Source organism: Streptococcus ratti FA-1 = DSM 20564 (assembly GCF_000286075.1).
In the GTDB taxonomy this organism is placed as follows: domain Bacteria; phylum Bacillota; class Bacilli; order Lactobacillales; family Streptococcaceae; genus Streptococcus; species Streptococcus ratti.
The window spans coordinates 47,391-69,188 of record NZ_AJTZ01000003.1 but is presented as its reverse complement, the minus strand read 5'-3'; the positions used below and the strand labels follow the sequence as shown (position 1 = coordinate 69,188).

The 21,798-nt window shown below is 41.3% G+C and carries 20 protein-coding genes and 1 pseudogene; 13 read left to right on the top strand and 8 right to left on the bottom strand.

Annotated elements, in window-relative coordinates; all coding sequences use genetic code 11:
- Positions 1–17 precede the first annotated feature (17 nt).
- Together SRA_RS01070 and trxA are read left to right on the top strand one after the other, a co-directional pair.
- Positions 18–2,348, top strand: coding sequence for an endonuclease MutS2 (locus tag SRA_RS01070; protein ID WP_003086656.1), 2,331 nt, complete (start codon positions 18–20; stop codon positions 2,346–2,348).
- 74 nt (positions 2,349–2,422) lie between these two features.
- On the top strand, positions 2,423–2,737 hold the full coding sequence (trxA, locus tag SRA_RS01065) for a thioredoxin (protein WP_003086653.1): 315 nt from the start codon (positions 2,423–2,425) through the stop codon (positions 2,735–2,737).
- 398 nt (positions 2,738–3,135) lie between these two features.
- Here trxA and mutY read toward each other — a convergent pair whose 3' ends face one another.
- Entirely contained in the window at positions 3,136–4,287 is a 1,152-nt protein-coding gene (mutY, locus tag SRA_RS01060; protein ID WP_003091485.1) for an A/G-specific adenine glycosylase, read from the bottom strand.
- Positions 4,288–5,139: 852 nt separating this feature from the next.
- On the opposite strand from mutY, the gene SRA_RS01055 reads away from it, so the two are divergent.
- From SRA_RS01055 to rpsR, 4 genes are all read left to right on the top strand, one after another.
- Positions 5,140–5,790: a nitroreductase family protein gene (locus SRA_RS01055; RefSeq protein WP_003086650.1), complete on the top strand. Its 651-nt coding sequence runs from the start codon at positions 5,140–5,142 to the stop codon at positions 5,788–5,790.
- Between the two features lie 251 nt (positions 5,791–6,041).
- Positions 6,042–6,332 carry a 30S ribosomal protein S6 gene (gene rpsF / locus SRA_RS01050; protein WP_003086648.1) on the top strand — a complete coding sequence of 97 codons (291 nt, stop codon included), beginning with the start codon at positions 6,042–6,044 and terminating at the stop codon, positions 6,330–6,332.
- A 17-nt stretch (positions 6,333–6,349) separates the two neighbouring features.
- Positions 6,350–6,841: a single-stranded DNA-binding protein gene (locus SRA_RS01045; protein WP_003086647.1), complete on the top strand. Its 492-nt coding sequence runs from the start codon at positions 6,350–6,352 to the stop codon at positions 6,839–6,841.
- A gap of 58 nt (positions 6,842–6,899) precedes the next feature.
- Complete coding sequence (rpsR, locus tag SRA_RS01040) at positions 6,900–7,139, top strand: 30S ribosomal protein S18 (protein WP_000068664.1); 240 nt, start codon at positions 6,900–6,902, stop codon at positions 7,137–7,139.
- Between the two features lie 409 nt (positions 7,140–7,548).
- On the opposite strand, the gene SRA_RS01035 is transcribed toward rpsR, so the two are convergent.
- From SRA_RS01035 to SRA_RS01025, 4 genes and pseudogenes are all read right to left on the bottom strand, one after another.
- Positions 7,549–8,253: a LiaF domain-containing protein gene (locus SRA_RS01035; protein WP_225310769.1), complete on the bottom strand. Its 705-nt coding sequence runs from the start codon at positions 8,251–8,253 to the stop codon at positions 7,549–7,551.
- Positions 8,251–8,649: pseudogene (locus tag SRA_RS10430) on the bottom strand (LytTR family DNA-binding domain-containing protein); the annotation flags it as partial. The gene SRA_RS01035 and the pseudogene SRA_RS10430, both read right to left, overlap by 3 nt.
- A 93-nt stretch (positions 8,650–8,742) precedes the next feature.
- The gene (locus SRA_RS01030) at positions 8,743–9,408 is read right to left on the bottom strand and encodes a DUF1129 domain-containing protein (RefSeq protein ID WP_003086641.1); all 666 of its coding nucleotides are present in this window, start codon (positions 9,406–9,408) and stop codon (positions 8,743–8,745) included.
- Between the two features lie 353 nt (positions 9,409–9,761).
- Complete coding sequence (locus tag SRA_RS01025) at positions 9,762–10,706, bottom strand: magnesium transporter CorA family protein (RefSeq protein ID WP_003086639.1); 945 nt, start codon at positions 10,704–10,706, stop codon at positions 9,762–9,764.
- Between the two features lie 131 nt (positions 10,707–10,837).
- On the opposite strand from SRA_RS01025, the gene uvrA reads away from it, so the two are divergent.
- On the top strand, positions 10,838–13,663 hold the full coding sequence (gene uvrA, locus SRA_RS01020) for an excinuclease ABC subunit UvrA (RefSeq protein ID WP_003086635.1): 2,826 nt from the start codon (positions 10,838–10,840) through the stop codon (positions 13,661–13,663).
- A gap of 184 nt (positions 13,664–13,847) precedes the next feature.
- Here uvrA and SRA_RS01015 read toward each other — a convergent pair whose 3' ends face one another.
- Positions 13,848–14,396: a hypothetical protein gene (locus SRA_RS01015; protein ID WP_003086634.1), complete on the bottom strand. Its 549-nt coding sequence runs from the start codon at positions 14,394–14,396 to the stop codon at positions 13,848–13,850.
- Positions 14,397–14,432: 36 nt separating this feature from the next.
- On the opposite strand from SRA_RS01015, the gene SRA_RS01010 reads away from it, so the two are divergent.
- The 6 genes from SRA_RS01010 to SRA_RS00985 all read left to right on the top strand — a co-directional run bounded on the left by SRA_RS01010 (position 14,433) and on the right by SRA_RS00985 (position 19,211).
- Entirely contained in the window at positions 14,433–15,497 is a 1,065-nt protein-coding gene (locus tag SRA_RS01010; RefSeq protein WP_003086632.1) for a M24 family metallopeptidase, read from the top strand.
- Positions 15,498–15,584: 87 nt separating this feature from the next.
- Entirely contained in the window at positions 15,585–16,067 is a 483-nt protein-coding gene (locus tag SRA_RS01005; protein WP_003086629.1) for a deoxycytidylate deaminase, read from the top strand.
- A gap of 60 nt (positions 16,068–16,127) precedes the next feature.
- Entirely contained in the window at positions 16,128–16,688 is a 561-nt protein-coding gene (gene efp, locus SRA_RS01000; protein ID WP_003086628.1) for an elongation factor P, read from the top strand.
- 41 nt (positions 16,689–16,729) lie between these two features.
- Positions 16,730–17,119, top strand: a complete 390-nt coding sequence (locus tag SRA_RS00995) for an Asp23/Gls24 family envelope stress response protein (protein ID WP_003090909.1) — start codon at positions 16,730–16,732, stop codon at positions 17,117–17,119.
- Positions 17,112–17,540, top strand: a complete 429-nt coding sequence (gene nusB, locus SRA_RS00990; RefSeq protein WP_003086620.1) for a transcription antitermination factor NusB — start codon at positions 17,112–17,114, stop codon at positions 17,538–17,540. The genes SRA_RS00995 and nusB overlap by 8 nt, the downstream gene beginning before the upstream one ends.
- Positions 17,541–17,750: 210 nt before the next feature.
- Complete coding sequence (locus SRA_RS00985; RefSeq protein WP_003086615.1) at positions 17,751–19,211, top strand: glycoside hydrolase family 32 protein; 1,461 nt, start codon at positions 17,751–17,753, stop codon at positions 19,209–19,211.
- A gap of 30 nt (positions 19,212–19,241) precedes the next feature.
- Here SRA_RS00985 and SRA_RS00980 read toward each other — a convergent pair whose 3' ends face one another.
- Together SRA_RS00980 and SRA_RS00975 are read right to left on the bottom strand one after the other, a co-directional pair.
- Positions 19,242–20,207, bottom strand: coding sequence for a LacI family DNA-binding transcriptional regulator (locus SRA_RS00980; protein ID WP_003086613.1), 966 nt, complete (start codon positions 20,205–20,207; stop codon positions 19,242–19,244).
- Positions 20,208–20,210: 3 nt separating this feature from the next.
- Positions 20,211–21,650 carry a sucrose-6-phosphate hydrolase gene (locus SRA_RS00975; protein ID WP_003086611.1) on the bottom strand — a complete coding sequence of 480 codons (1,440 nt, stop codon included), beginning with the start codon at positions 21,648–21,650 and terminating at the stop codon, positions 20,211–20,213.
- Between the last annotated feature and the right edge of the window lie 148 nt (positions 21,651–21,798).

Genomic DNA, 21,798 nt, shown 5'->3' with positions numbered 1-21,798 from the left:
TATGGTATAATAAAGCCATGAATACAAAGATTTTAACGGCCTTAGAATTTGATAAGGTCAAAAAACAATTTGCCGGTCTTTTGCAGACCGAACAGGGACAAATAGAGTTAGACAGTTTGCTGCCCATGGCTGATAAAGCTAAAATTGAGCGTTCTTTTGAAGAAGTGGCAGATATTGAGCAGATTTATCAAGAGTACGGCTCCTTTGGCTTGGGTCACAGTCAGGATATTTCTGAAAGCTTGCGCCGTCTGGAATTAGGGGCTGATCTCAATATTCAGGAACTGCTTGCGCTCAAGCAGGTTCTGCAGTTGTCAGCTGAAATGAAGGACTTTTATGATAATTTGGAGAACGTTTCATTAACAGCTTTAGATCGCCTGTTTGAAAAGATTGAGAGCTTTCCCGATCTGCAGGGAAGTTTGCAAGCGATTAATGACAGCGGCTTTATTGAAGATTTTGCCAGCCCGGAATTAAGGCAGATCCGTCACAAGATCCAGCAAAATGAGCAGCAGATTCGCCAGATTCTTCAGGAAATGTTAAAAAAACAGGGCGACTTGTTGGCTGAAAACCTTATTGCCAGCCGCAACGGCCGCAGTGTTTTGCCTGTAAAAAATACCTACCGCCATCGGATTGCAGGTGTTGTTCATGATATTTCTACCTCTGGAAGCACTGTTTATATCGAACCCAGAGCGGTTGTCAATCTCAATGAGGATATGACACAGGCGCGTGCTGATGAGCGGCATGAAATGACTCGTATTTTGCAGGCCTTATCGGACAGACTGCGTCCAGTCGTAGCTGCTATTAGAAATAATGCTTGGCTGCTGGGGCACCTTGATTTTGTGCGTGCCAAGTATCTTTATATGAGAGAGTATCAAGCGTCTGTTCCCAGTCTGACAGCTGATAAGACCATTGAGCTGCTGGGCGTCCGGCATCCTCTGCTGCCACATCCGGTAGCTAATGATCTGCATTTTGACACTGATACAACTGCTATCTTAATTACCGGTCCTAATACAGGCGGTAAGACTATTATGCTAAAGACGCTGGGGATAACCCAGCTGATGGCTCAGTCAGGCCTTCCCATTCTGGCTGATCAAGGGAGTAAAACCGCCATCTTTAAGGAAATATTTGCTGATATTGGTGATGAGCAGTCCATTGAACAAAGTTTGTCAACTTTTTCAAGTCACATGACACATATTGTTGATATCTTGCAGGCAGCCGATAAAGACAGTTTGGTCCTTTTTGATGAACTTGGTGCCGGTACAGATCCGCAGGAAGGAGCAGCTCTAGCCATGAGTATACTGGAACATTTGCGCCTGTCTAATATCAAGACCATGGTCACTACACATTATCCAGAACTTAAGGCTTATGGTATTGAGTCTGATTATGTGGAAAATGCTAGCATGGAATTTGACATGGTAACGCTAAGTCCCACTTATCATTTTATGCAGGGCGTTCCGGGACGTTCCAATGCCTTTGAGATAGCCCGCCGTCTGGGCCTTTCAGAAATAATTGTTTCAGAAGCTGAAAATCTGACAGATACGGATTCTGATGTCAATCGGATTATTGAGCGTTTGGAAAGTCAGACAATTGAAAGCCGCAGGCGATTGGATAATATCCGTGAAGTTGAACAGGAAAATTTAAAGTTCAACCGTGCGGTCAAAAAATTGTACAATGAATTCTCACACGCCAGAGATAAGGAGTTGGACAAGGCAAGGGCTAAGGCTCAGGAAATTGTTGATAAGGCTTTGGCTGAAAGCGACAGTATTCTAAAGAGTCTCAAGGCAAAGTCGCAGCTTAAGCCGCATGAAGTTATCGAAGCCAAAAGCCAGCTTAAAGTTCTGGCACCCGAAGCTGATCTTTCAAAAAATAGGGTTCTCAAAAAAGCTAAGAAAAAGCGAGCAGCTCGAGTGGGAGATGATATTATCGTCAGCGGCTACGGACAAAGAGGTACCTTGGTCAGCCAGCTTAAGGACGGCCGCTGGGAGGCTCAGGTCGGTTTAATCAAAATGACCCTGCAGGAAAATGAATTTGATTTGATAAAAAAAGACAGTGCAAAAAATCCGCCGAAAAAACAAGTTCAGGTGGTCAAGAGAAGCTCTCAAAAAGTTCCCCGCGCCCGGCTTGATTTACGCGGTAAACGCTATGAGGAGGCTATGCAGGAGCTAGATGAGTTCATTGACCAGGCGCTGCTCAATAATATGGCTCAGGTTGATATTATTCACGGAATTGGAACCGGTGTTATCCGAGAGGGCGTTACCAAATATCTGCGGCGCAATAAAAACGTTAAAGAATTTGGCTATGCCCCCCAAAATGCAGGCGGCTCAGGAGCAACAATCGTTACCTTTAAATAGCGTAGCAAATATTAGGCAAACGATAGCTTTTGGTGTAGAATAGGCTTATCAAAATGATGAAGGAGAATTTATATATGGCAAAGGTAGTTACAGATGCGAACTTTGAAGCAGAAACAAAAGACGGTCTTGTTCTTGTTGATTTCTGGGCAACTTGGTGCGGCCCCTGTCTCATGCAGGCCCCAATCCTTGAACAGCTTTCAGAAGAACTGAGTGAAGATGAACTCAAAATTGTCAAAATTGATGTGGATGAAAATCCGAATACAGCGCAGCAATTTGGCATCATGAGCATTCCAACACTGCTTTTTAAGAAAAATGGCGAAGTTGTGAAACAAGTAGCCGGTGTTCACACAAAAGATCAGCTTAAGTCTATTGTAGCTGAGCTTAGTTAATCGTTGTATGTTATCAGTAAAGAGGAAGAGGTTGAGATGAAAGTCTCAATCTCTTAATTTTTTATCCAGTCCTAAACGATTGCTGCAGCAGATGATTTTTACTCGATCCGATAAATGTAAGACAAAAAAGGACCCTGATTTCTCAGGGCCTTTTTAGGAGATTTATGAAAAAGAAAAGTTTTTAGGAATCCTATTGCTAGGATGACTATAGTATACGAACGATTCCTTAAGATAGGCTTAAAGAATTCTTTCAGAAAGCTTAAAGATCAAAATTAATTTTGCTGAGGCAGAAATGGCTGATACTGCCCTTTCAAATAGGGAATATTAGGGAGAATTGTCTGATTTCCGCTGAGACGATTCCATAAAAAGGAAAAATAAGAGAAAAAGATCTCTTAACTTTAGAGACCGGTTTTCAAATAGGTTTCTATCATTTTTTTCTGAGGTGCAGCCATGGGAAAACGTTTAAAGTCTTGGGCAGGAACCCAGCAGAGCTCATGCTCAGCAGAAAGACTGTCAGCAGTTGTAAAGCCTTCTGTCAGCTCAATCTGCCATTTTTGATGGCTGAAAGTATGTTTGACAGGCTGAAAAATTTTATCAGACCAGTTGACAGTAAGCTGATAATCCTCTGAAAAAATATGTTTTTGTGACTGCGTTTCTAAAATGGCCGTCTCATCATTTTCAAAGAGATTCAGCTGCTGGCTGATAAAGTCCGTTTCCATAAGCGGAAATGTCCAAAAGCCTGCCAGTAAACGGCCCTTATTATTTTTTTCAAGCAAAAAGTCGCCTTTTTGGTTGCGAATAATAAAAGCTTGTATTTGCACAGGACGCGGTTTTTTCTTAGGCAGTTTAATAGGGTATTTGTCCATTGTCCCATGGAGATAGGCAGCACTGAAAGAGCGAACAGGGTTTTCTTCTGGTCTTGGATTTTTAGCTGCCTCAATATCTGTCCCCAAGTCCATTAAGGCCTGATTAAAATCACCGGGCCGCTTAGGATCAATAAGGATTTTTGTTATAGCCTGAAAAATTTTCCGGTTTTTAGGAGCGCCAATATCATAGTCAACTTCAAAAAGTCTGGCCATAACCCGCATGACATTGCCATCAACCGCTGGTTCAGGCAAATCAAAAGCGATACTAGCAATAGCTCCAGCTGTGTAAGGCCCGATTCCCTTTAAAGCAGCAATATCTTCGTAAGTATTGGGAAAATGTCCACCATGTTTTTCCATAACCTGCCGGGCAGCCGTTTGCATGTTGCGCACACGGGAGTAATAGCCTAAACCTTCCCAGGCCTTAAGCAATTGTTCCTCGGCGGCCTGTGCTAAGTCTTGAATACTGGGAAACCAGTCCAAAAAACGTTCATAGTAGGGGATAACCGTCGCTACCTGAGTTTGCTGCAGCATGATTTCAGAGACCCAGATGCGGTAGGGATCTTTTGTTCGGCGCCAAGGCAAATCACGCTTTTCCTGATCATACCAAGCTAATAAGGTTTTTCGGAAGGAGGCAATCTTGTCTGCTTCCCACATTGTTATACCGTAATCATTTAAATCTAGCATAAGTCTATTGTAGCAAATGCTGATTTATTTTCCAAAAAAGTTATATTTTTGACAGTTTTATCTTGACAAATGTAAGCGGTTACGATAAAATAAACTTAGAAAGAAGATAAGAAATCATTAACGATAAGGAGGAATTCTTATGGTAAGATTGAATATCGCACGGTATAAAAACGGAGATTAAATATTTCTATAAACCATTAGTTTTTTGTTAAAGCAGGAGGTGGCGCTTATGTTGATGTTTGATGTAGGTCGCTATAAGAACGGTGACAAAGAATAGACGGTAGGCAGTAACTTTACAAATAATGTTTTAGTTTTATTGTAGATGTGAAAAAAGCAAGAGGGCGATTGAAGATTATAATCAGGATATGAAGAATAAGTGACCAGAAACGATTGTATAAGAAGGAAGTTTTGGGTGGTCGTTATTTAAAATCCCTATAAGTAAAATGCTCGCGAGTAATGCCCCTGCTTTGATAAATAAAAATAAAGTTATGGTCGACAGTCTAGGTAGATAAGTTAGGTTGGAGAGCTCAAAGACCTAGTAATTCTTAATTTAAATAGAATATTAAAGGAGGTCTACCATTTTAGAGATAAATCAGAAAGACTATGAAAATAGTGAATAACTCCTTGAAAATCAAAAAAGTGCAAAGGAGAAGTCCAATGACACTTTAATTGTAAAAGCAGAAGGAACCCCGACGATGAGCGTGTAAATCGTCGGGGTTTGTGTATATACACTCTCTTACGGCTTTATTAAGTTTAGTGCCACTGGTAGACTCATTGAGTCTACTTCATTGCTGACAGAACTTCTGGATTACAAGAATCCGTAAAATTTTGTTGATAAAGGAGACCGATAAGATGACAAACTTTGTAAATAATAATTTCGCTGACATTCTTTTAAACCGTCATTCCGTACGCCATTTTGATTCTGCTGTCAAAATTAGCCGTGATGAAATGGCTCAGATGATTGATGAAACCCGTACAGCACCGTCAGCCTGCAATCTGCAGCCTTGGCATTTTCTTGTTATTGACAGTGAAGAAGGCAAGGAAAAACTGCGTACTTTCTTTATGCGTTTTAATACACCGCAGCTGGAAACTGCATCAGCTATTGTCATGATCTTTGGTGATACTGAAGCTTATAAATCTTATCGTGATTTGTGGAATAAAGCCTGCGACGACGGACAGATAAGCCCTGAAAAAAGAGATGAAGTTTTAAAAACTTTTCTGCCTTTATATGAAAATGCAAGTCGGGAAGCACTCTTATTTGATGCTAAGATCAACAGTGCTTTGGCAGCCATGCAGTTCATGCTGATTGCACGAGCTCATGGCTATGAAACGAATGCTATTCAAGGTTATAACTCCAGTCTTGCTGCTGAGACCTTGGGGCTAAATCCAGAGCGTTATGTGCCTTGTATGGCAATTGCTGTTGGCAAGCCTGATCCTGATAAACAGCCGGAAGAATTTCATTCCCAGCGTTATCCGGTTGAGAAAATCAGTGATTTTCTTTAAAGAATCAAAAAGGGCTGGGACAGAGCTGTTTCAGTCCCGAACCTTGTACTGCAATAATAGTATGAAACAGTGATTGGGAATACAAAATTGATTTGATGTCTGCTGATTTTTGGTTTGCTCCCAATCTTTGCTTACTTTTAGGAAAGTCCTTGCATTTGTTCTATAATTTTTGTATAATAATATTTCGTGAGTATCCCTCACTTACTCATGGCAAAGACCATGGGTCATTAGTCCAAAAGGAGGAAAAATCAATGGCAAAGTACGAAATTCTTTATATTATTCGTCCAAACATTGAAGAAGAAGCAAAGAATGCTTTGGTAGAACGCTTTGACTCTATCTTGACCAACAACGGTGCAACTGTTGTTGAATCAAAAGATTGGGAAAAACGCCGTCTTGCATACGAAATCCAAGATTTCCGTGAAGGACTCTACCATATTGTCAATGTTGAGGCTGAGGACGCCGTAGCTCTTGACGAGTTTGACCGTCTGTCAAAAATCAATGGTGATATTCTTCGTCATATGATCGTTAAACTTGACGCTTAAGAAAGTAGTGGTAGTTTATGATTAATAATGTAGTACTTGTTGGTCGCATGACTCGTGATGCTGAGCTTCGTTACACTCCAAGTAATCAAGCTGTTGCAACTTTCACGCTTGCGGTTAACCGTAATTTTAAAAATCAAAATGGTGAACGTGAAGCTGACTTCATTAATATCGTGATTTGGCGCCAGCAGGCTGAAAATTTAGCCAACTGGGCTAAAAAAGGTACCCTGCTTGGAATTACAGGCCGTATTCAAACCCGTAATTATGAAAATCAGCAGGGTCAGCGTGTTTATGTCACAGAGGTTGTTGCTGACAATTTCCAAATTTTGGAAAGCCGTGCTACACGTGAAGCTCAATCGGGTAGTTATAATACTGGCGGCAATTTTGGCGGAAGTAATTTCTCTTCCCAGCAGGATGCTTCACAATCACAAACACCTAACTTTGGTCGTGACGAAAGCCCATTTGGTAATTCAAATCCAATGGACATTTCAGATGACGATCTACCATTCTAATGGATATGGACAACTCAAGTATAAAACTTGAAACAACAATAATATAAAGGAGAAAAACATGGCTCAACAACGTCGTGGCGGATTTAAACGCCGTAAAAAAGTTGACTATATCGCAGCTAACAAGATTGAATATGTTGATTATAAAGATACTGAATTGCTTAGCCGTTTTGTTTCAGAGCGCGGAAAAATTCTTCCACGCCGCGTAACAGGTACTTCAGCTAAGAACCAACGTAAAGTAACAACTGCAATCAAACGCGCTCGCGTAATGGCACTTATGCCTTTTGTAAATGAAGATTAATAAAAAGACCTTGAGGGGTCTTTTTAGTTTGTCTTCTAAAAACGTGAAAAGGATAGGAACTGCCATTTTTCCTTGTACTTGAGATAAGGAAAGAGAAGCAAAACTAAATTTTCATAGAATAAATGTTAAATAATGGGAATTAAGAGAAAGATTTAGAATACTTTTGAAAGGAAATAGCAATGTCTAAAGACATATTCAATATTTGTGCAACACTAACAATCTAGCTTTTCTTTGTCATTGGGTGCCTGTAGCAGGACTTAGTTACTTGCCACATATTTTAGTCTTAATTTGGATGATTCACTTGGTAGCATCTTATTTTGCAGGACATAGCAAAAAATAAAATTGCAAAGAGGCTGGGACAAAGCGCGATGATTGTTGTGCAATCATGGCTGTCTGTCCCACTCTCTTTTTAATATTGAATATCAACTTCTCCTAGGGCAACTGTGCCTGTCAGTGCAACAGATATAATATCGCTATCACTGCTAGTATCAGGGATGCCTGAAAAAGAAATGGAGGCAAAGGGAGTGCTTGTTTTATTGACAATGCGCCAGTTGCCGGGGATACGGATATTCGTCTGACCAAAGGCAATATCAAGCCGGATCTCAGGAGAATCAGTCATAAATTGTGCCTGAGTGAAATCGATCGACTGCTCGCCGAATTTAGTGTTGATGTAAACGTTGGTTAGTTGTTTGGAGCTAACATAAGTGGTATTTTCTGAAAAAAATGTCCTAAGATAAAGATCGGTTTCATTGTCAATATAACTGGCGCTTTTTTCGTTTTCAAAATGGTGATGGGAAGTGCTTTTGCTCTTATAAGTATAGGAGCTGCGGGGGATAATCAGATTATGCAGGACGATACCGACAAGAACAATGCCAGCAAAGAGCGGAGTGGTAGAGTAGGTAAAATGAAAGACATCTTTAAGGTAAATGCTTAAGAATCCCAATCCGATAAAGAACAAAATCAAATTGCGCTTGCTCAGTCCAAAAAGGCCAAAGAGCAGGGCTAAAAGCAACGTGCCATCAAGAATCAGATGCAGAGAGGGAACGAAGGCGATAGCGATAAAATAAACGGCGAGCAGCAATAGCAGCAAATACCATAAGTACCCTTTTTTCATAATAAACTCCTTTTTCATGATTAATTCTTTGTAATAGTTTCGAGAAACCCAAGTTGTTTTGGCTGAATTTCTGAAGCTGATTTTTGGTGTGGACGAAAAAGATTTATTGATGGCAGAGCTCCCAAGACTGTTAGCCATTTGACTCTTGCCCAATGTGCTGGAAATAATCAGGCAGCAGGTCTAGGAAATCACGCAGATTCAGCCTGCTTTGATAGACCTTGTTTGCCGTATGCACATAGGTCTTACGATTATGATTTCGATGAAAATAATATCGGTGATATTTAAAAAGAAAACTTCCTTTTCTGAAAATACCTCAACAGACTAGTGTTTAGAGTTTAAGTGAATTTCCGTAACACCGAGTGCTAGCTTATCATCAAAAATATATCTTATCTCCATGTATTAACTATAGCATAAAAATTTATAAAAATGACCGCTTTCTTTCCAAGTGGTCATTTTTTGTGTCTAAACTGTCATATTTACCGGTGAAAATTATTTTGCACTTTGCTGCGGAGCTAATGTATTTTCAATATTATATTTCTTTTTAAGCAGGTAGCGAATACCAAAGACAAGGGCTCCGAAAATAAGCAGAACAGGGCCTGAGAGTTTAGGATTGACAGCTGCCGGTAACAAACTCGATGCTGTGTAGAGCAGCATCCATAAAAACATAAAGAGGATCAGAATGCCCAATGATTTCAACAGGCTTGGCCGTTCTTCTTTAGGTTTGCCGGAATGCCGATAGACAAAGTGATAGCTTGCAAACATGACTGCACCGCCGCCAAAACCGATGAAGAGAATTGACACAATACCATAGGTCGGTGCCTGTTTACTGAAGAAATGTAACAGTCCTGTTACTAAAGCGACAATGGCAAGGAAGAAGAGCGAAGTATCCAGCCACATCAGCCAAGGATTGGTATTTTTGGGAGCAGGCTTATTTGCTTTGTCTTCATCATCTTCAATGAAATTAGCTGCCCAGGCACTCGGAGCGCCGAGAAAAGATCGAGCAGGAATTCCCTGCTTTTGTTTTTCTAAAATTTCTGGCAGGTACTCTTCAAGGATAGCCTTGATGTCGTCGTCAGATTTGCCAGCTTGACTGAATTGATGGGTGACAATATTGATAAATTCTTGATTTTTTTTAGTAAGATTTTGTAAATCCATGTGTTAGAGTTCTCCTGTTTGTAAAAATCTAAATAAGAAGACAGTGGGGTAAAAGAGGCCTGACACTTTTTAGTGTCCGACAGTAAAAAAACAGTTAGGCCGCACAAGAGAGTAAATCAATCTTGTTTTACCGCTTGTAGCAGCAAGAGGGTACGGCATAGCGCCCGATAGCGGATGCCGGTAGAATGTCGAGACAGTTTTAATGTCCGACATTACAGGAAGAGTTACGCCGGACAGGCGGACAAATCGATATTATTTGATCGCCTGTCCCAGTAAATGGGTACGGCATAGCGCCCGATAGCGGATGCCGGTAGAATGTCGAGACAGTTTTAGTGTCCGACATTCTTACCCATTTAGAACCATTTTTTTCTAATAAAGTAGATAACGACGATTGAGCTCATAGCTGCTGCGATTAAAACGATGTACCAGAAGGCATGGTCCATGCCGTTTAAGGGCAGCCAGTTGTTTTGAAAGTTCATGCCATAGGCAGAAAAGATAACGGTTGGAATATCAAGCGCCATGGTCATCAACGCCAAGGTCTTCATAATGGTGTTTTGGTTGTTGGAAATGATTGAGGCTGAGGTTTCTGTCATGACATTAAGGACATTTTCATAAATGCCAGCCATTTCAATGGCCTGTTGGGTCTCAATTAGGGTGTCTTCCAATAGATCCTCGTCTTCAACATACTTTTTGAGGCTGGATGTGCTGCTGGAGAGTTTTTTGACAATCCGTTCATTGAGCTTGAGGGAAGCTCGCAGGTAGACAATGGATTTTTCCAGCTCCATCATATCGATCAGTTGCTCGTTACGTGTCGCTTTTTCCAGTTGAGCCTCAATTTTGTCACTTTGCCGATCGATGGAACGCAGGGCGGTCAGGTAGAGTCCTGCATTTCGGTAAAGGAGCTGAAAGACAAAGCGTGTCTTCATAAAGGTATAAAAATTGCGTATCCGATGGTTCAAGAAATTGTCAAAGAGCGTTAAGGGTTCCAAACAAGTTGTAATAACAGCCGTTTCTGTAACAATAATACCTAAAGGAATTGTAATATAATAACTTCTGTTATTGCGCTCTTCAGATGTAGGTACGTCTACGATAATAAGGGTATAATTATCTTCAACGGAAACACGGGAAGTTTCTTCAACATCGAGAGGTGCTCTTAAGTCTGTGATATCAATGTTAAATCTTTCGGCAATCTGTAGTGATTCTTCCTGGGAGGGGTTGACCAAATTAATCCAAGCACCTGGCTCGAACGTTTCAATTTCTTTGAATTCTGTTGCTGTTGAAAGAAACATTTGCTTCATGACAAGCCCTCCTCTTCATTTATTTAATGCATACTGTTTTATTATACTACATTTGAAACATTTTGGGGTAACTGATTCTTAAATATTTGTTATAATAAAAAGATAAGATTAGAGAGAAGGCTCAATTTATTATGCAAGACAAGTTAATTATTCATGGAGCGCGTGCTCATAATTTAAAAAATATTGATGTGGAGATTCCGCGTGATAAGCTGATTGTTATGACAGGCCTGTCGGGCTCTGGGAAATCAAGCCTTGCATTTGATACCATCTACGCTGAAGGTCAGCGCCGTTATGTTGAGAGTCTGTCGGCCTATGCCAGACAGTTTTTGGGAAATATGGATAAGCCCGATGTGGATTCAATTGACGGTCTCAGCCCCGCCATTTCCATAGACCAAAAAACGACCAGTAAAAATCCGCGTTCAACAGTTGGGACAGTTACAGAAATCAATGATTACCTTCGTCTTTTGTATGCGCGAGTCGGTGTGCCTTACTGTAAAAACGGCCATGGTGCGATTACAGCTTCGTCTGTAGAGCAGATTGTGGATCAGGTGCTGAACTTGCCTGAGCGGACGCGCATGCAGATTTTGGCTCCTGTTGTCCGACGGAAAAAGGGTCAGCATAAGTCTGTTTTTGAACGGATTCAAAAGGACGGCTATGTTCGCGTGCGGGTTGACGGTGATATTTTTGATATAGCAGAAGTTCCAGAACTCTCCAAAAGCAAGATGCACAATATTGAAGTAGTTGTTGACCGCTTGGTACAAAAAGAGGGCATTCGCGGACGGCTGTTTGATTCTATCGAAGCAGCCCTGCGCTTAGGTGATGGCTATGTTATGATTGATACTATGAATGGCAGTGAATTAATCTTTTCGGAGCATTATTCCTGCCCTGTATGTGGCTTTACAGTACCTGAGCTGGAACCGCGCCTCTTTTCTTTCAACGCACCTTTTGGTTCCTGTCCAACTTGTGACGGTCTGGGTATCAAATTAGAGGTGGACTTAGATTTAGTCATTCCCGATGAGACCAAAACGTTGAGAGAAGGAGCGCTTGCTCCTTGGAACCCTATCTCTTCAAATTACTATCCACAAATGTTAGAACAAGCCATGGAAGCTTTTGCTGTAGATATGGATAAACCTTGGAAAAATCTGTCGAACGAGGATAAAAAGCTTGTCTTGTACGGTTCGGATGGCAAAGAATTTCATTTTCATTATGAGAATGAATTTGGCGGTGTCAGAGATATTGATATTCCTTTTGAAGGTGTTGTTAGCAACATCAGCCGGCGGTATCATGAAACCAACAGTGACTTCACCCGCAATGTGATGCGCGGTTATATGAATGAGCTGACCTGTGCTACTTGTCAGGGTTACCGCCTCAATGACCAAGCGCTCAGTGTTCGAGTTGGTGGTGAAAAAGGGATAAATATTGGTCAGGTATCTGAGCTATCTATCGCAGATCATCTGGCTTTGCTGACGCATTTGGAATTATCAGAAAATGAAAAAACTATCGCGACACCAATCGTCAAAGAAATTAAGGACCGCTTGACTTTTCTTAATAATGTTGGCCTTAATTATTTAACTTTATCACGCTCGGCAGGAACTCTATCAGGAGGGGAAAGTCAGCGCATTCGCTTAGCAACGCAGATTGGCTCCAATCTAAGCGGTGTACTTTATATTTTAGATGAACCTTCTATTGGTCTGCACCAAAGAGATAACGATCGTCTCATTTCCAGTCTTAAGAAAATGCGCGATCTGGGCAATACTTTAATTGTGGTTGAGCACGACGAGGATACTATGATGGCAGCAGACTGGCTGGTTGATGTTGGACCGGGAGCAGGTGCTTTAGGTGGTGAAATTGTTGCTTCGGGAACACCTAAGCAGGTTGCCAGAAATAAAAAATCCATTACTGGCCAATATTTATCCGGCAAGAAGAAAATTCCTCTGCCTTTGGAACGCCGTAAGGGAAAGGGCCGTTTCATTGAAATCAAGGGAGCAGCAGAAAATAACCTGCAAAATATTAATGTCAAATTCCCCCTTGGAAAATTTATCGCTGTGACAGGTGTTTCGGGTTCTGGAAAATCAACCCTTGTTAACAGTATTTTAAAGAAAGTCATTGCGCAAAAGCTTAACCGTAATTCCGAAAAACCTGGTAAATACAAGTCTATTTCTGGAATTGAACATATTGATCGTTTAATTGATATTGACCAAAGCCCCATCGGTCGTACACCGCGATCAAATCCTGCCACCTATACAGGTGTCTTTGATGATATTCGGGACCTCTTTGCTCAAACTAACGAAGCTAAAATTCGCGGTTATAAGAAGGGGCGGTTCTCTTTCAATGTTAAAGGCGGGCGCTGCGAGGCTTGCTCGGGTGATGGCATTATCAAGATTGAAATGCACTTCCTTCCGGATGTCTATGTGCCTTGTGAAGTCTGCCACGGCACCCGTTACAACAGTGAAACCTTGGAAGTTCATTACAAGGAGAAAAATATTGCAGAAATCCTTGATATGACAGTCAACGATGCGGCGGAATTTTTCGCACCTATTCCTAAGATTGCCCGTAAGATCCAAACCATCAAGGATGTTGGACTGGGCTATGTGACACTGGGACAGCCAGCAACTACTCTGTCAGGCGGGGAAGCGCAGCGGATGAAACTGGCCAGTGAACTCCATAAACGTTCGACTGGCAAGAGCTTCTATATTCTTGATGAGCCGACTACTGGGCTGCATACAGATGATATTGCCAGACTTCTTAAAGTTTTAGAGCGTTTTGTGGATGATGGCAATACGGTGCTAGTCATTGAGCATAATTTGGATGTGATTAAAACAGCAGATCACATTATTGACTTAGGTCCTGAAGGCGGAGTTGGCGGCGGTCAGGTTATTGCGACCGGAACACCAGAAGAGGTGGCTCAAGTACCGGACAGCTTTACAGGTCAGTATTTAAAAAATAAGTTAAAATAACAGCAAAGGGCAGGATCTTTATGATTATTATAATCATGAAAGTCCCACCCTGTTTCTTTTTGTTTTACTGCTATCTTATACTCTTTAAAAATCAAATTTATAGATTGTTGCCTTCACTTTGCTCTACTGAGTGAGAATCCCATTTATTGAATAAATTGACCAAAGACAGCTGAACTGTCCTGCATCATGTCTGTTGCTGTTGGGATAAATATTTTCTAACTTCTTCAGCCGTAAGTTTTCTGATTTCTGTATTAGGAAATTCTCTATAATCAGATGTTGAAAAGAGCGGTTTGCCGCTTATACAGCTCTTATCCTTGTTCTTTTTGAGATAAGCCAGCATAGTATTTTTATCTGTAAAGATTTTATAAGAAAACCTTCCGTTGCTGTTTTGAATTTCATAAATACCGCAGCACTGCTTCATGGTAAAATCTGCTGTTCTCAAATAAAGCTTAGCGATTTCTAGGGATTTAAACGGGAATTGCCATCTCTGTAACCCTTTTTCGGTCTGTTCAATACAAATACATCTCCCGCAGCTTCCACAAATGTATTGCGTGTGATTTTCTAAGCACTCTTTCGGATGAAGTAAAGGTGTTGCCCTGTTTTCCGCGACATAACATTCGTTGCAAATCATATGATTACCTCCATTGTTTCTATCAATATTATCCCACTTTTCATTTCTAAGAGCCAGTTGTTGACAGATTCTTCTCGGCCCTTTTAAATCTATTAAATTCATGATAAACTTATAAGCAAGAATACAGGAGATCTTTTCATGAAACACAGAGTTCAAAAAGTAGAAGCTGCGCTGGCTGATGCCGGCTGTGATGCAGTTCTGGTAACCAATCTTAAAAATATTTATTATCTAACAGGCTTTTGGGGAACAGCGGGAACAGTTTTTATTAGTAAAAACCGCCGTCTTTTTCTAACAGATGCCCGTTATAGTCTGCTTGCTGAGCAAGCTATTACAGGATTTGATATTATCGAAACACGTTCAGCACTGGCAGAAATTGCTAAGATTATCAAAGATGATAAACTTTCCGTGATTGGTTTTGACAGTGAAGTTTCCTATGCTTATTATCAGGAATTAACGGCAACTTTTACAGAGTACCGTTTGCTTGCTCTGACTAATTTTGTAGAAAAATTACGTATGATCAAGGATGCTGATGAAGTTGAAACCATCCGTCATGCCTGTCAGATTTCCGATCGAGCCTTCCTAGATGTACTTGATTTCATTAAACCAGGGCAAACAACTGAGTTGGATGTGGCTAATTTCTTAGATTTTCGCATGCGAAAATACGGTGCCAGTGGTGTATCCTTTGAAACAATTGTCGCATCGGGTTACCGCTCTGCTATGCCCCATGGAGTAGCGTCAGACAAGGTCATTCAAAGAGGCGAGATGCTGACCCTTGACTTTGGCTGCTATTATAATCACTATGTTTCTGACATGACGCGGACGGTCCATATTGGACAAGCGAGCGATCAGGAGCGGGAAGTCTATGAGATTGTCCTGCGGAGCAATCAGGCGTTGATTGCATCTGCTAAAGCCGGGGTGACTTATCGTGCTTATGACCAGATTGCGCGTGAGGTGATTGATGCAGCTGGTTATGGAGCGTATTTTACGCATGGCATCGGTCATGGAATTGGTCTGGACATTCATGAGGTTCCCTATTTTGGAAAATCCGATGATACTATTAAAGCAGGGATGGTTCTGACAGATGAACCGGGGATTTATTTAGAGAATAAGTATGGTGTCAGGATTGAAGATGATCTCCTTATTACTGAGGACGGCTGTGAGGTTCTGACATTAGCACCCAAAGAGTTAATTGTTTTGAATTAATCAAACTATTCCATCAATCATCGGTGCTTGCAATAAGAGAAATTTTTTTAAATATTTTGTTGATTTTACTTATGTGAAGGGGTTTATATGACGGTAACAAAAAGGCTATCCTGGCAGGATTATTTCATGGCTAATGCGGAGCTGATTTCTAAGCGTTCAACCTGCAATCGCGCTTATGTCGGTGCTGTATTGGTTAAAAATAAGCGAATCATTGCGACGGGCTACAATGGCGGTGTGTCTGATACGGATAATTGTGATGAAGCTGGTCATCAAATGGAAGACGGGCACTGTATTCGAACGGTTCATGCTGAGATGAACGCGCTCATTCAGTGTGCTAAAGAAGGTATTTCGACTAATAATACTGAAATTTACGTCACGCATTTTCCATGTATCAACTGCACTAAAGCACTCCTGCAGGCGGGGATCAGCAAGATTACCTATAAGACGGCCTACCGTCCTCATCCTTTTGCCATTGAACTGTTAGAAGCTAAAAATGTTCCTTATTTTCAGCATGATGTACCGGAAATTCATCTAGGGCAGCAAGAGCAGCCAGGCTCAGAAAACATTTGAGAATGCTGTGACATTATGGTAGAATGAGATGATAATATTTTGTAAAGAGGTATAGAAAAAATGATTGAAGCAAGTAAGCTTAAGGCTGGCATGACTTTTGAGACCAATGACGGTAAATTGATTAAGGTGCTTGAAGCCAGCCATCATAAACCAGGTAAAGGCAATACTGTTATGCGCATGAAACTGCGCGATGTCCGTACGGGTTCGACTTTTGATACAACTTACCGTCCGGAAGAAAAATTTGAACAGGCTATCATTGAAACACGTCCTGCTCAATACCTTTATCAAATGGATGATACAGCTTATTTCATGGATACAGAAAATTATGAGCAGTATGAAATTCCGGTTGCCAATGTGGCAGAAGAGTTGAAATTCATTTTGGAAAACTCAGAAGTTAAAATTCAGTTTTACGGGACAGAAGTTATCGGTGTGACCATACCAACAACTGTTGAGCTGGCCGTTACGGATACACAGCCATCCATTAAGGGGGCAACTGTAACAGGCTCAGGAAAACCTGCAACGCTTGAAACAGGTCTTGTTGTCAATGTGCCAGACTTCATTGAAGTTGGTCAGAAGCTGATTATCAATACAGCAGAAGGTACTTACGTTTCTCGTGCTTAAATAAAGCCGGATTTGTAAACTTTATTAGAAAGGATAGCATGATGGCAAATGAAATGATTGGAGAAATTGTCATTTCTCCACGTGTACTTGAAGTAATTACAGGCATCGCGACGACCAAGGTTGAAGGTGTCCATTCACTTCATAATAAAAAAGTAGCTGACAGCCTTAGCAAGGTTGCTCATGGACGAGGCGTTTATCTTCAGACAGAAGAAGACGGAACCGTTAACGCTGATATTTATGTTTATCTGCAATACGGTGTTAATGTACCGGCAGTTTCTATTGAGATTCAGCAAGCTGTTAAGGCGGCGGTTTATGATATGGCAGAAGTCAGTCTTTCAGCAGTTAATGTCCATGTTGTTGGTATCGTCCCTGAAAAAACACCAAAACCTGATATGAAAACCCTGTTTGATGAGGATTTTCTTGATGGCTAGTGTATTTATTGATTCCAGACGTGATCTTCGTGAACGTGCCTTTCAGGCACTCTTTTCTTTAGAATTTGGCGGTGACAGTTTCAAGGCCGCAGATTTTGCTTATACTTATGACAAGGCTGATGTGAAAGAAGCTGACCTGCCTTTGTTCCTTCTGGCCTTAGTTCAAGGGGTATCTGAGTATAGAGAAGACCTAGATAAAAGTATTTCCCAGCATCTTAAAGCAGGCTGGACGCTGTCTCGTCTGACACTAGTTGATAAAAATTTGCTGCGCCTGGGCTTATATGAAATTAAATATTATGAGGAGACCCCAGAACGTGTCGCTCTGAATGAGATCATTGAAATTTCAAAAAAATATGCTGACGAAAAATCCAGTAAATTTATCAATGGTGTCCTAAGTCAGTTTATTGCTGAGAAAAAATAAAGAGCCTGAGCTGACATTTTTGCTGCTAACCAAAGCGCAAAAAGCAGCCGGGCTTTTTTGCTATTACCAAATATATCAACATTTAGGTGAAAATAGTTTCTATGACAGTGGTCAGCAGCGGCCACTGTTTTTGTATGAAAAAGAATGATTGAAAAATGAAAGCGCATACGTTATAATGGAAGTATCTGTTTTTAACCAAAGGAGAAGAAAATGAAGGAATGGACGCGGGAAGAGCGTTACCGTGTGCTGCAAGGTGCAGATGATATTCTCGGACTTTACGAGAGTATCAAGGAATCTGATTACAGGCAAACTTATCATCTACAACCTATTACAGGCTTATCGAGCGATCCCAATGGTTTTGTTTATCATAAGGGTGTCTGGCACCTTTTTTACCAGTGGTGCCCGTGGGGTGCTGTGCACGGCTTAAAGTATTGGTATCATACGGCATCAAAAGATTTGGTTCATTGGAAAAACTGCGGTGTTGGTATTTATCCGGATTCTTTCTATGACAATAAAGGGGTGCATTCTGGTTCGGGCTTTTCGACAGGAGACGATCTCTACCTTTTTTATACAGGAAACCATCGTGATGAAGACTGGGTACGGACACCCTATACCTGTGTTGCCAAGTTAGAAGATTCCGGTGAGCTGATTAAAGCTCCTCAGCCTCTTTTTGGCCCTCATGAAAATTATACGGAACACCAGCGTGATCCCAAGGTTGTTTATGATGAAGAAACTCAAAAATATTACATTCTTTTGGGAGCCCAGTCTAAAGACCTTAAGGGGAAGGTTTTAATTTACAGTTCGGATTCCTTGCTGGAAGGCTGGACTTTTGTTGGTGAACTGCGGGTTCCGGGTTTTGAAGACTTAGGTGGTATGTGGGAGTGCCCATCTATCGAGCGCATTTCTGGTAAGGATGTTTTAGTTTTTTCACCCCAGTACACGACCCTGCCGAATCGCAACCAAAGTACTAACCACAATATTTATTTGCTTGGGAAAATGGATTATAAGAACTTAACGTTCACAGCAGAAGGAAATTATCGCCATCTGGATTACGGCTTTGATTTTTACGCCGCCCAGTTTGCAGCCAATAACGGAGACCCTGACAGAGCTGTTTTAACAGCTTGGATGGGACTGCCAGATAATCACTACCCAACTGAAGCAGAAGACTGGGAGGGCAGTCTGACCCTGCCGCGTGAGCTGCGCCTTGTAAACAATCGCTTGCTTCAGCGGCCCGTGCCAGGACTTGCCTCGCTTCGAGAGAAGGCTGTGGTTTTAGATGAAGAGCTGCCTAGAGTCTGTGAATTGGAGGTGTCAAACCATCAGGGACAAGACTTTGAACTGAAACTGTTCAGCAAGAAAGATGGCAGCGGCGGTTTTTGTATTTCCTATGACAGTCAAACAAAACTCTGTACAGTTGACCGCAGTCAGATGGATCAGCATTTCAATGCAGAGCTTGGGGAGTGTTTAACGGTTCCCTTGGAAGATGGACTGACCAAGCTTGCTGTCTATATTGATAAGAGCTCCGTTGAAATATTTATCAATGACGGGCAGGTAACCTTTACCTCCCATCTGTATCCTACTAAACAGGAAGCTTATTACAGTGCAAGTTCTCATCTGGACTTGCAGGCGTGGCTCTTAAAACCAGCGGTGACAGATGATTTTGTTATTTAAAAACTCACAAAGCGTTAGCTTTGTGAGTTTTTAAATGCTCCTGCCAGATAGCAGTGCTATGGGAAGTTTATGTTCTTTTTCACTTATGGTCTGTCCTGCAATTTTTTTAAGCAGCAGCTCAACGGTCAGCTGAGCAATATCGTGAATGGGCTGCTTAATGGTCGTCAGCTGAGGCAGATAATTTTCAATGAAGGCAGTTCCATCATAGCCGATTAATTTTAAGTTTTCAGGAATCTTGATATTCAGTTCATTGGCGACTTTCATCACCAGCATAGCTGTCAGGTCATCAGAAGTAAAAATACCGTCCGGCTGAAAACGATCAAGAATATTTTTGATTTCCATTTCCTTGCGAACGGGAGAATAGTCGCTGGAAACGTTAATGAAATAAGAATCGGGCAGGACAGAGCTAAAGCCTGTTCGGCGCAGGGCTGTCGGCGAGCAGCTGTCATCATTGCCGGTAATCATGACAATTCGTTTGCAGTCAGCCTGCTCTAAAGTATGGGCAGCCAGAGCTCCGCCTTGAAAATTATCGGATGAAACAACAGGGATATTGGGAGAGAGATTACGGTCAAAGGAAATAATAGGAGCAGTGACACGGTCGTAATCAGGAATTCCTAAATTATGGCTGCCAGAAATAATGCCGTCCACCTGATTGGCTTCCAGCATTTCCAAGTATTCGCGTTCCTTGTCAGAATCATGCTCACTGTTGCAGATAATGGTCTTGTAGCCTTTGTCAAACAGCTCGCGCTCCAAATGTTCAATTAATTCGGCATAAAAGATATGGCTAATGTTAGGGAAAATCAGGCCAACCAGCTTGGATGATTTTCCCTGCAGACTTCTGGCGAGATTATTGGGTTTATAGCCGAGTTCACGCATGGCCTCATTGACCTTTTGAATGGTTTTCTTTGAAAGATAGCCTTTGTTATTAATCACGCGGGAAACAGTAGTAGGACTGACACCCGCTAATGCTGCAACATCTGTTAATTTTGTAACCATAAGTTAATAGTTTAATTCAAAGTACTTACCAATTGGCTGTCCCTGCTTGATAACGATACCATTCTGGTCTGCATGTGGGAAGACACGGCCTGTAAATACTTTTTCTCCCTTATTGATGAAAATTTCAAAAATTGATTTATCGATGAAAATATTTGCAGTTGTAACTTCATTGTCAATCGCACAGGAACGAGTTGTACCGTATTCAAGAGCATACTGCTCTCCTGCCTGGGAGCGATCCAGCAGAATCTCTCCTTTTTTAGTATCGACAACTACCGATAAGCCCCTGCCATTTTGGTCAGCAAATAAAATAATTTCACTGCGGCTGTCCTTGTCAAAGGTCAGCTCCAGCTCATAAGTATTGTTGGTTGAGCTCATATTGGTAAAAGTTTTTTCTTCCTGACGCAGGCTGGTAATGGCATCAACAGGATATTGGTACAATTTTCCGTCTTTAATCGTCAGTTCTTTGACCAGGCTCATGGCTCCTTGGTAATCATATTTATCGGTTGGATATTCCACATCCGGCAGTCCGATCCAGCTGATAGACAAGGCCTGGCCGTTAGGTGCGTTGAAGGCTTGGGTTGCATAGACTTCAAAGCCATAATCTAAATTGTGAATCTCAGAAGGGTTGATGAGGGCGGCCTTTTCTGTGTCAAACGTTTGACCTATTTTATACATGTTTGGATAAATATTGTCATAGCTAATGACCTTTTTGTCCAGCCCCTGAGGACAGTAAAGAAGAACCGGCTGGTCGTCTACAAAAACTAGATTAGGACATTCAATCATGTAAGAGGTGGCATCGTTGTCAAAGTCCAGATCCCCTACAAAAGCCCATTCTTTATAACTGTTGTTCAAAGCCTTATAAAGCTTGATAAATCCTTTTTTATCAAGGCTTTGAGCACCGATAATAGCGTAGTAGTCACCCTTGTAGAAGAAAATCTGCGGGTCACGAAAATGTTCAGTCACATCATCTGGCTTAGCAATCAGCGTTTGAGGGACTTTTTCTAAATGTCCGCTGCTGTCGAGCAAACCGCCATTTTGATAGGTATGCCGCACCCAGTTTTCATCGCGGACATTGCCTGTATAAAAGATGAACAGTTTATCGCCAAACTGCATGGCAGAACCTGAGTACATTCCGTGGCTGTCCAAGGATGTATCCGGGTATAAAATTGTTCCTGTCTCTTTAAAATGGATTAAGTCGGTTGACTCTGTCTGTACCCAGGACTTGAGACCGTGAGCAGCACCAAATGGGAAATACTGGTAAAAGAGCTGCCACTTTCCTTTAAAATAGGAGAAGCCATTGGGATCATTGAGAAGACCATAGGCCGGTTCAACATGAAATACCGTATGCCAAGGGGAACTAGCAGCATTTTCTTTAATTTTCTGAACCTCTTCCTCTGTCCATTTATCATAAGGTTTGTACTTTTGTTCAGTTGTTAATGACATAGTGCCTCCATCATATAATTCTATATTATATACTAGACGTTTTCTTCTTAAAAATCAATATTTTACTGCAAAAAGTGACTTTTTTATGTAAAACGATTGACATATTATGAAAAAATGATAAAATATAAAGCGTGGAAAGTAAAAAAAC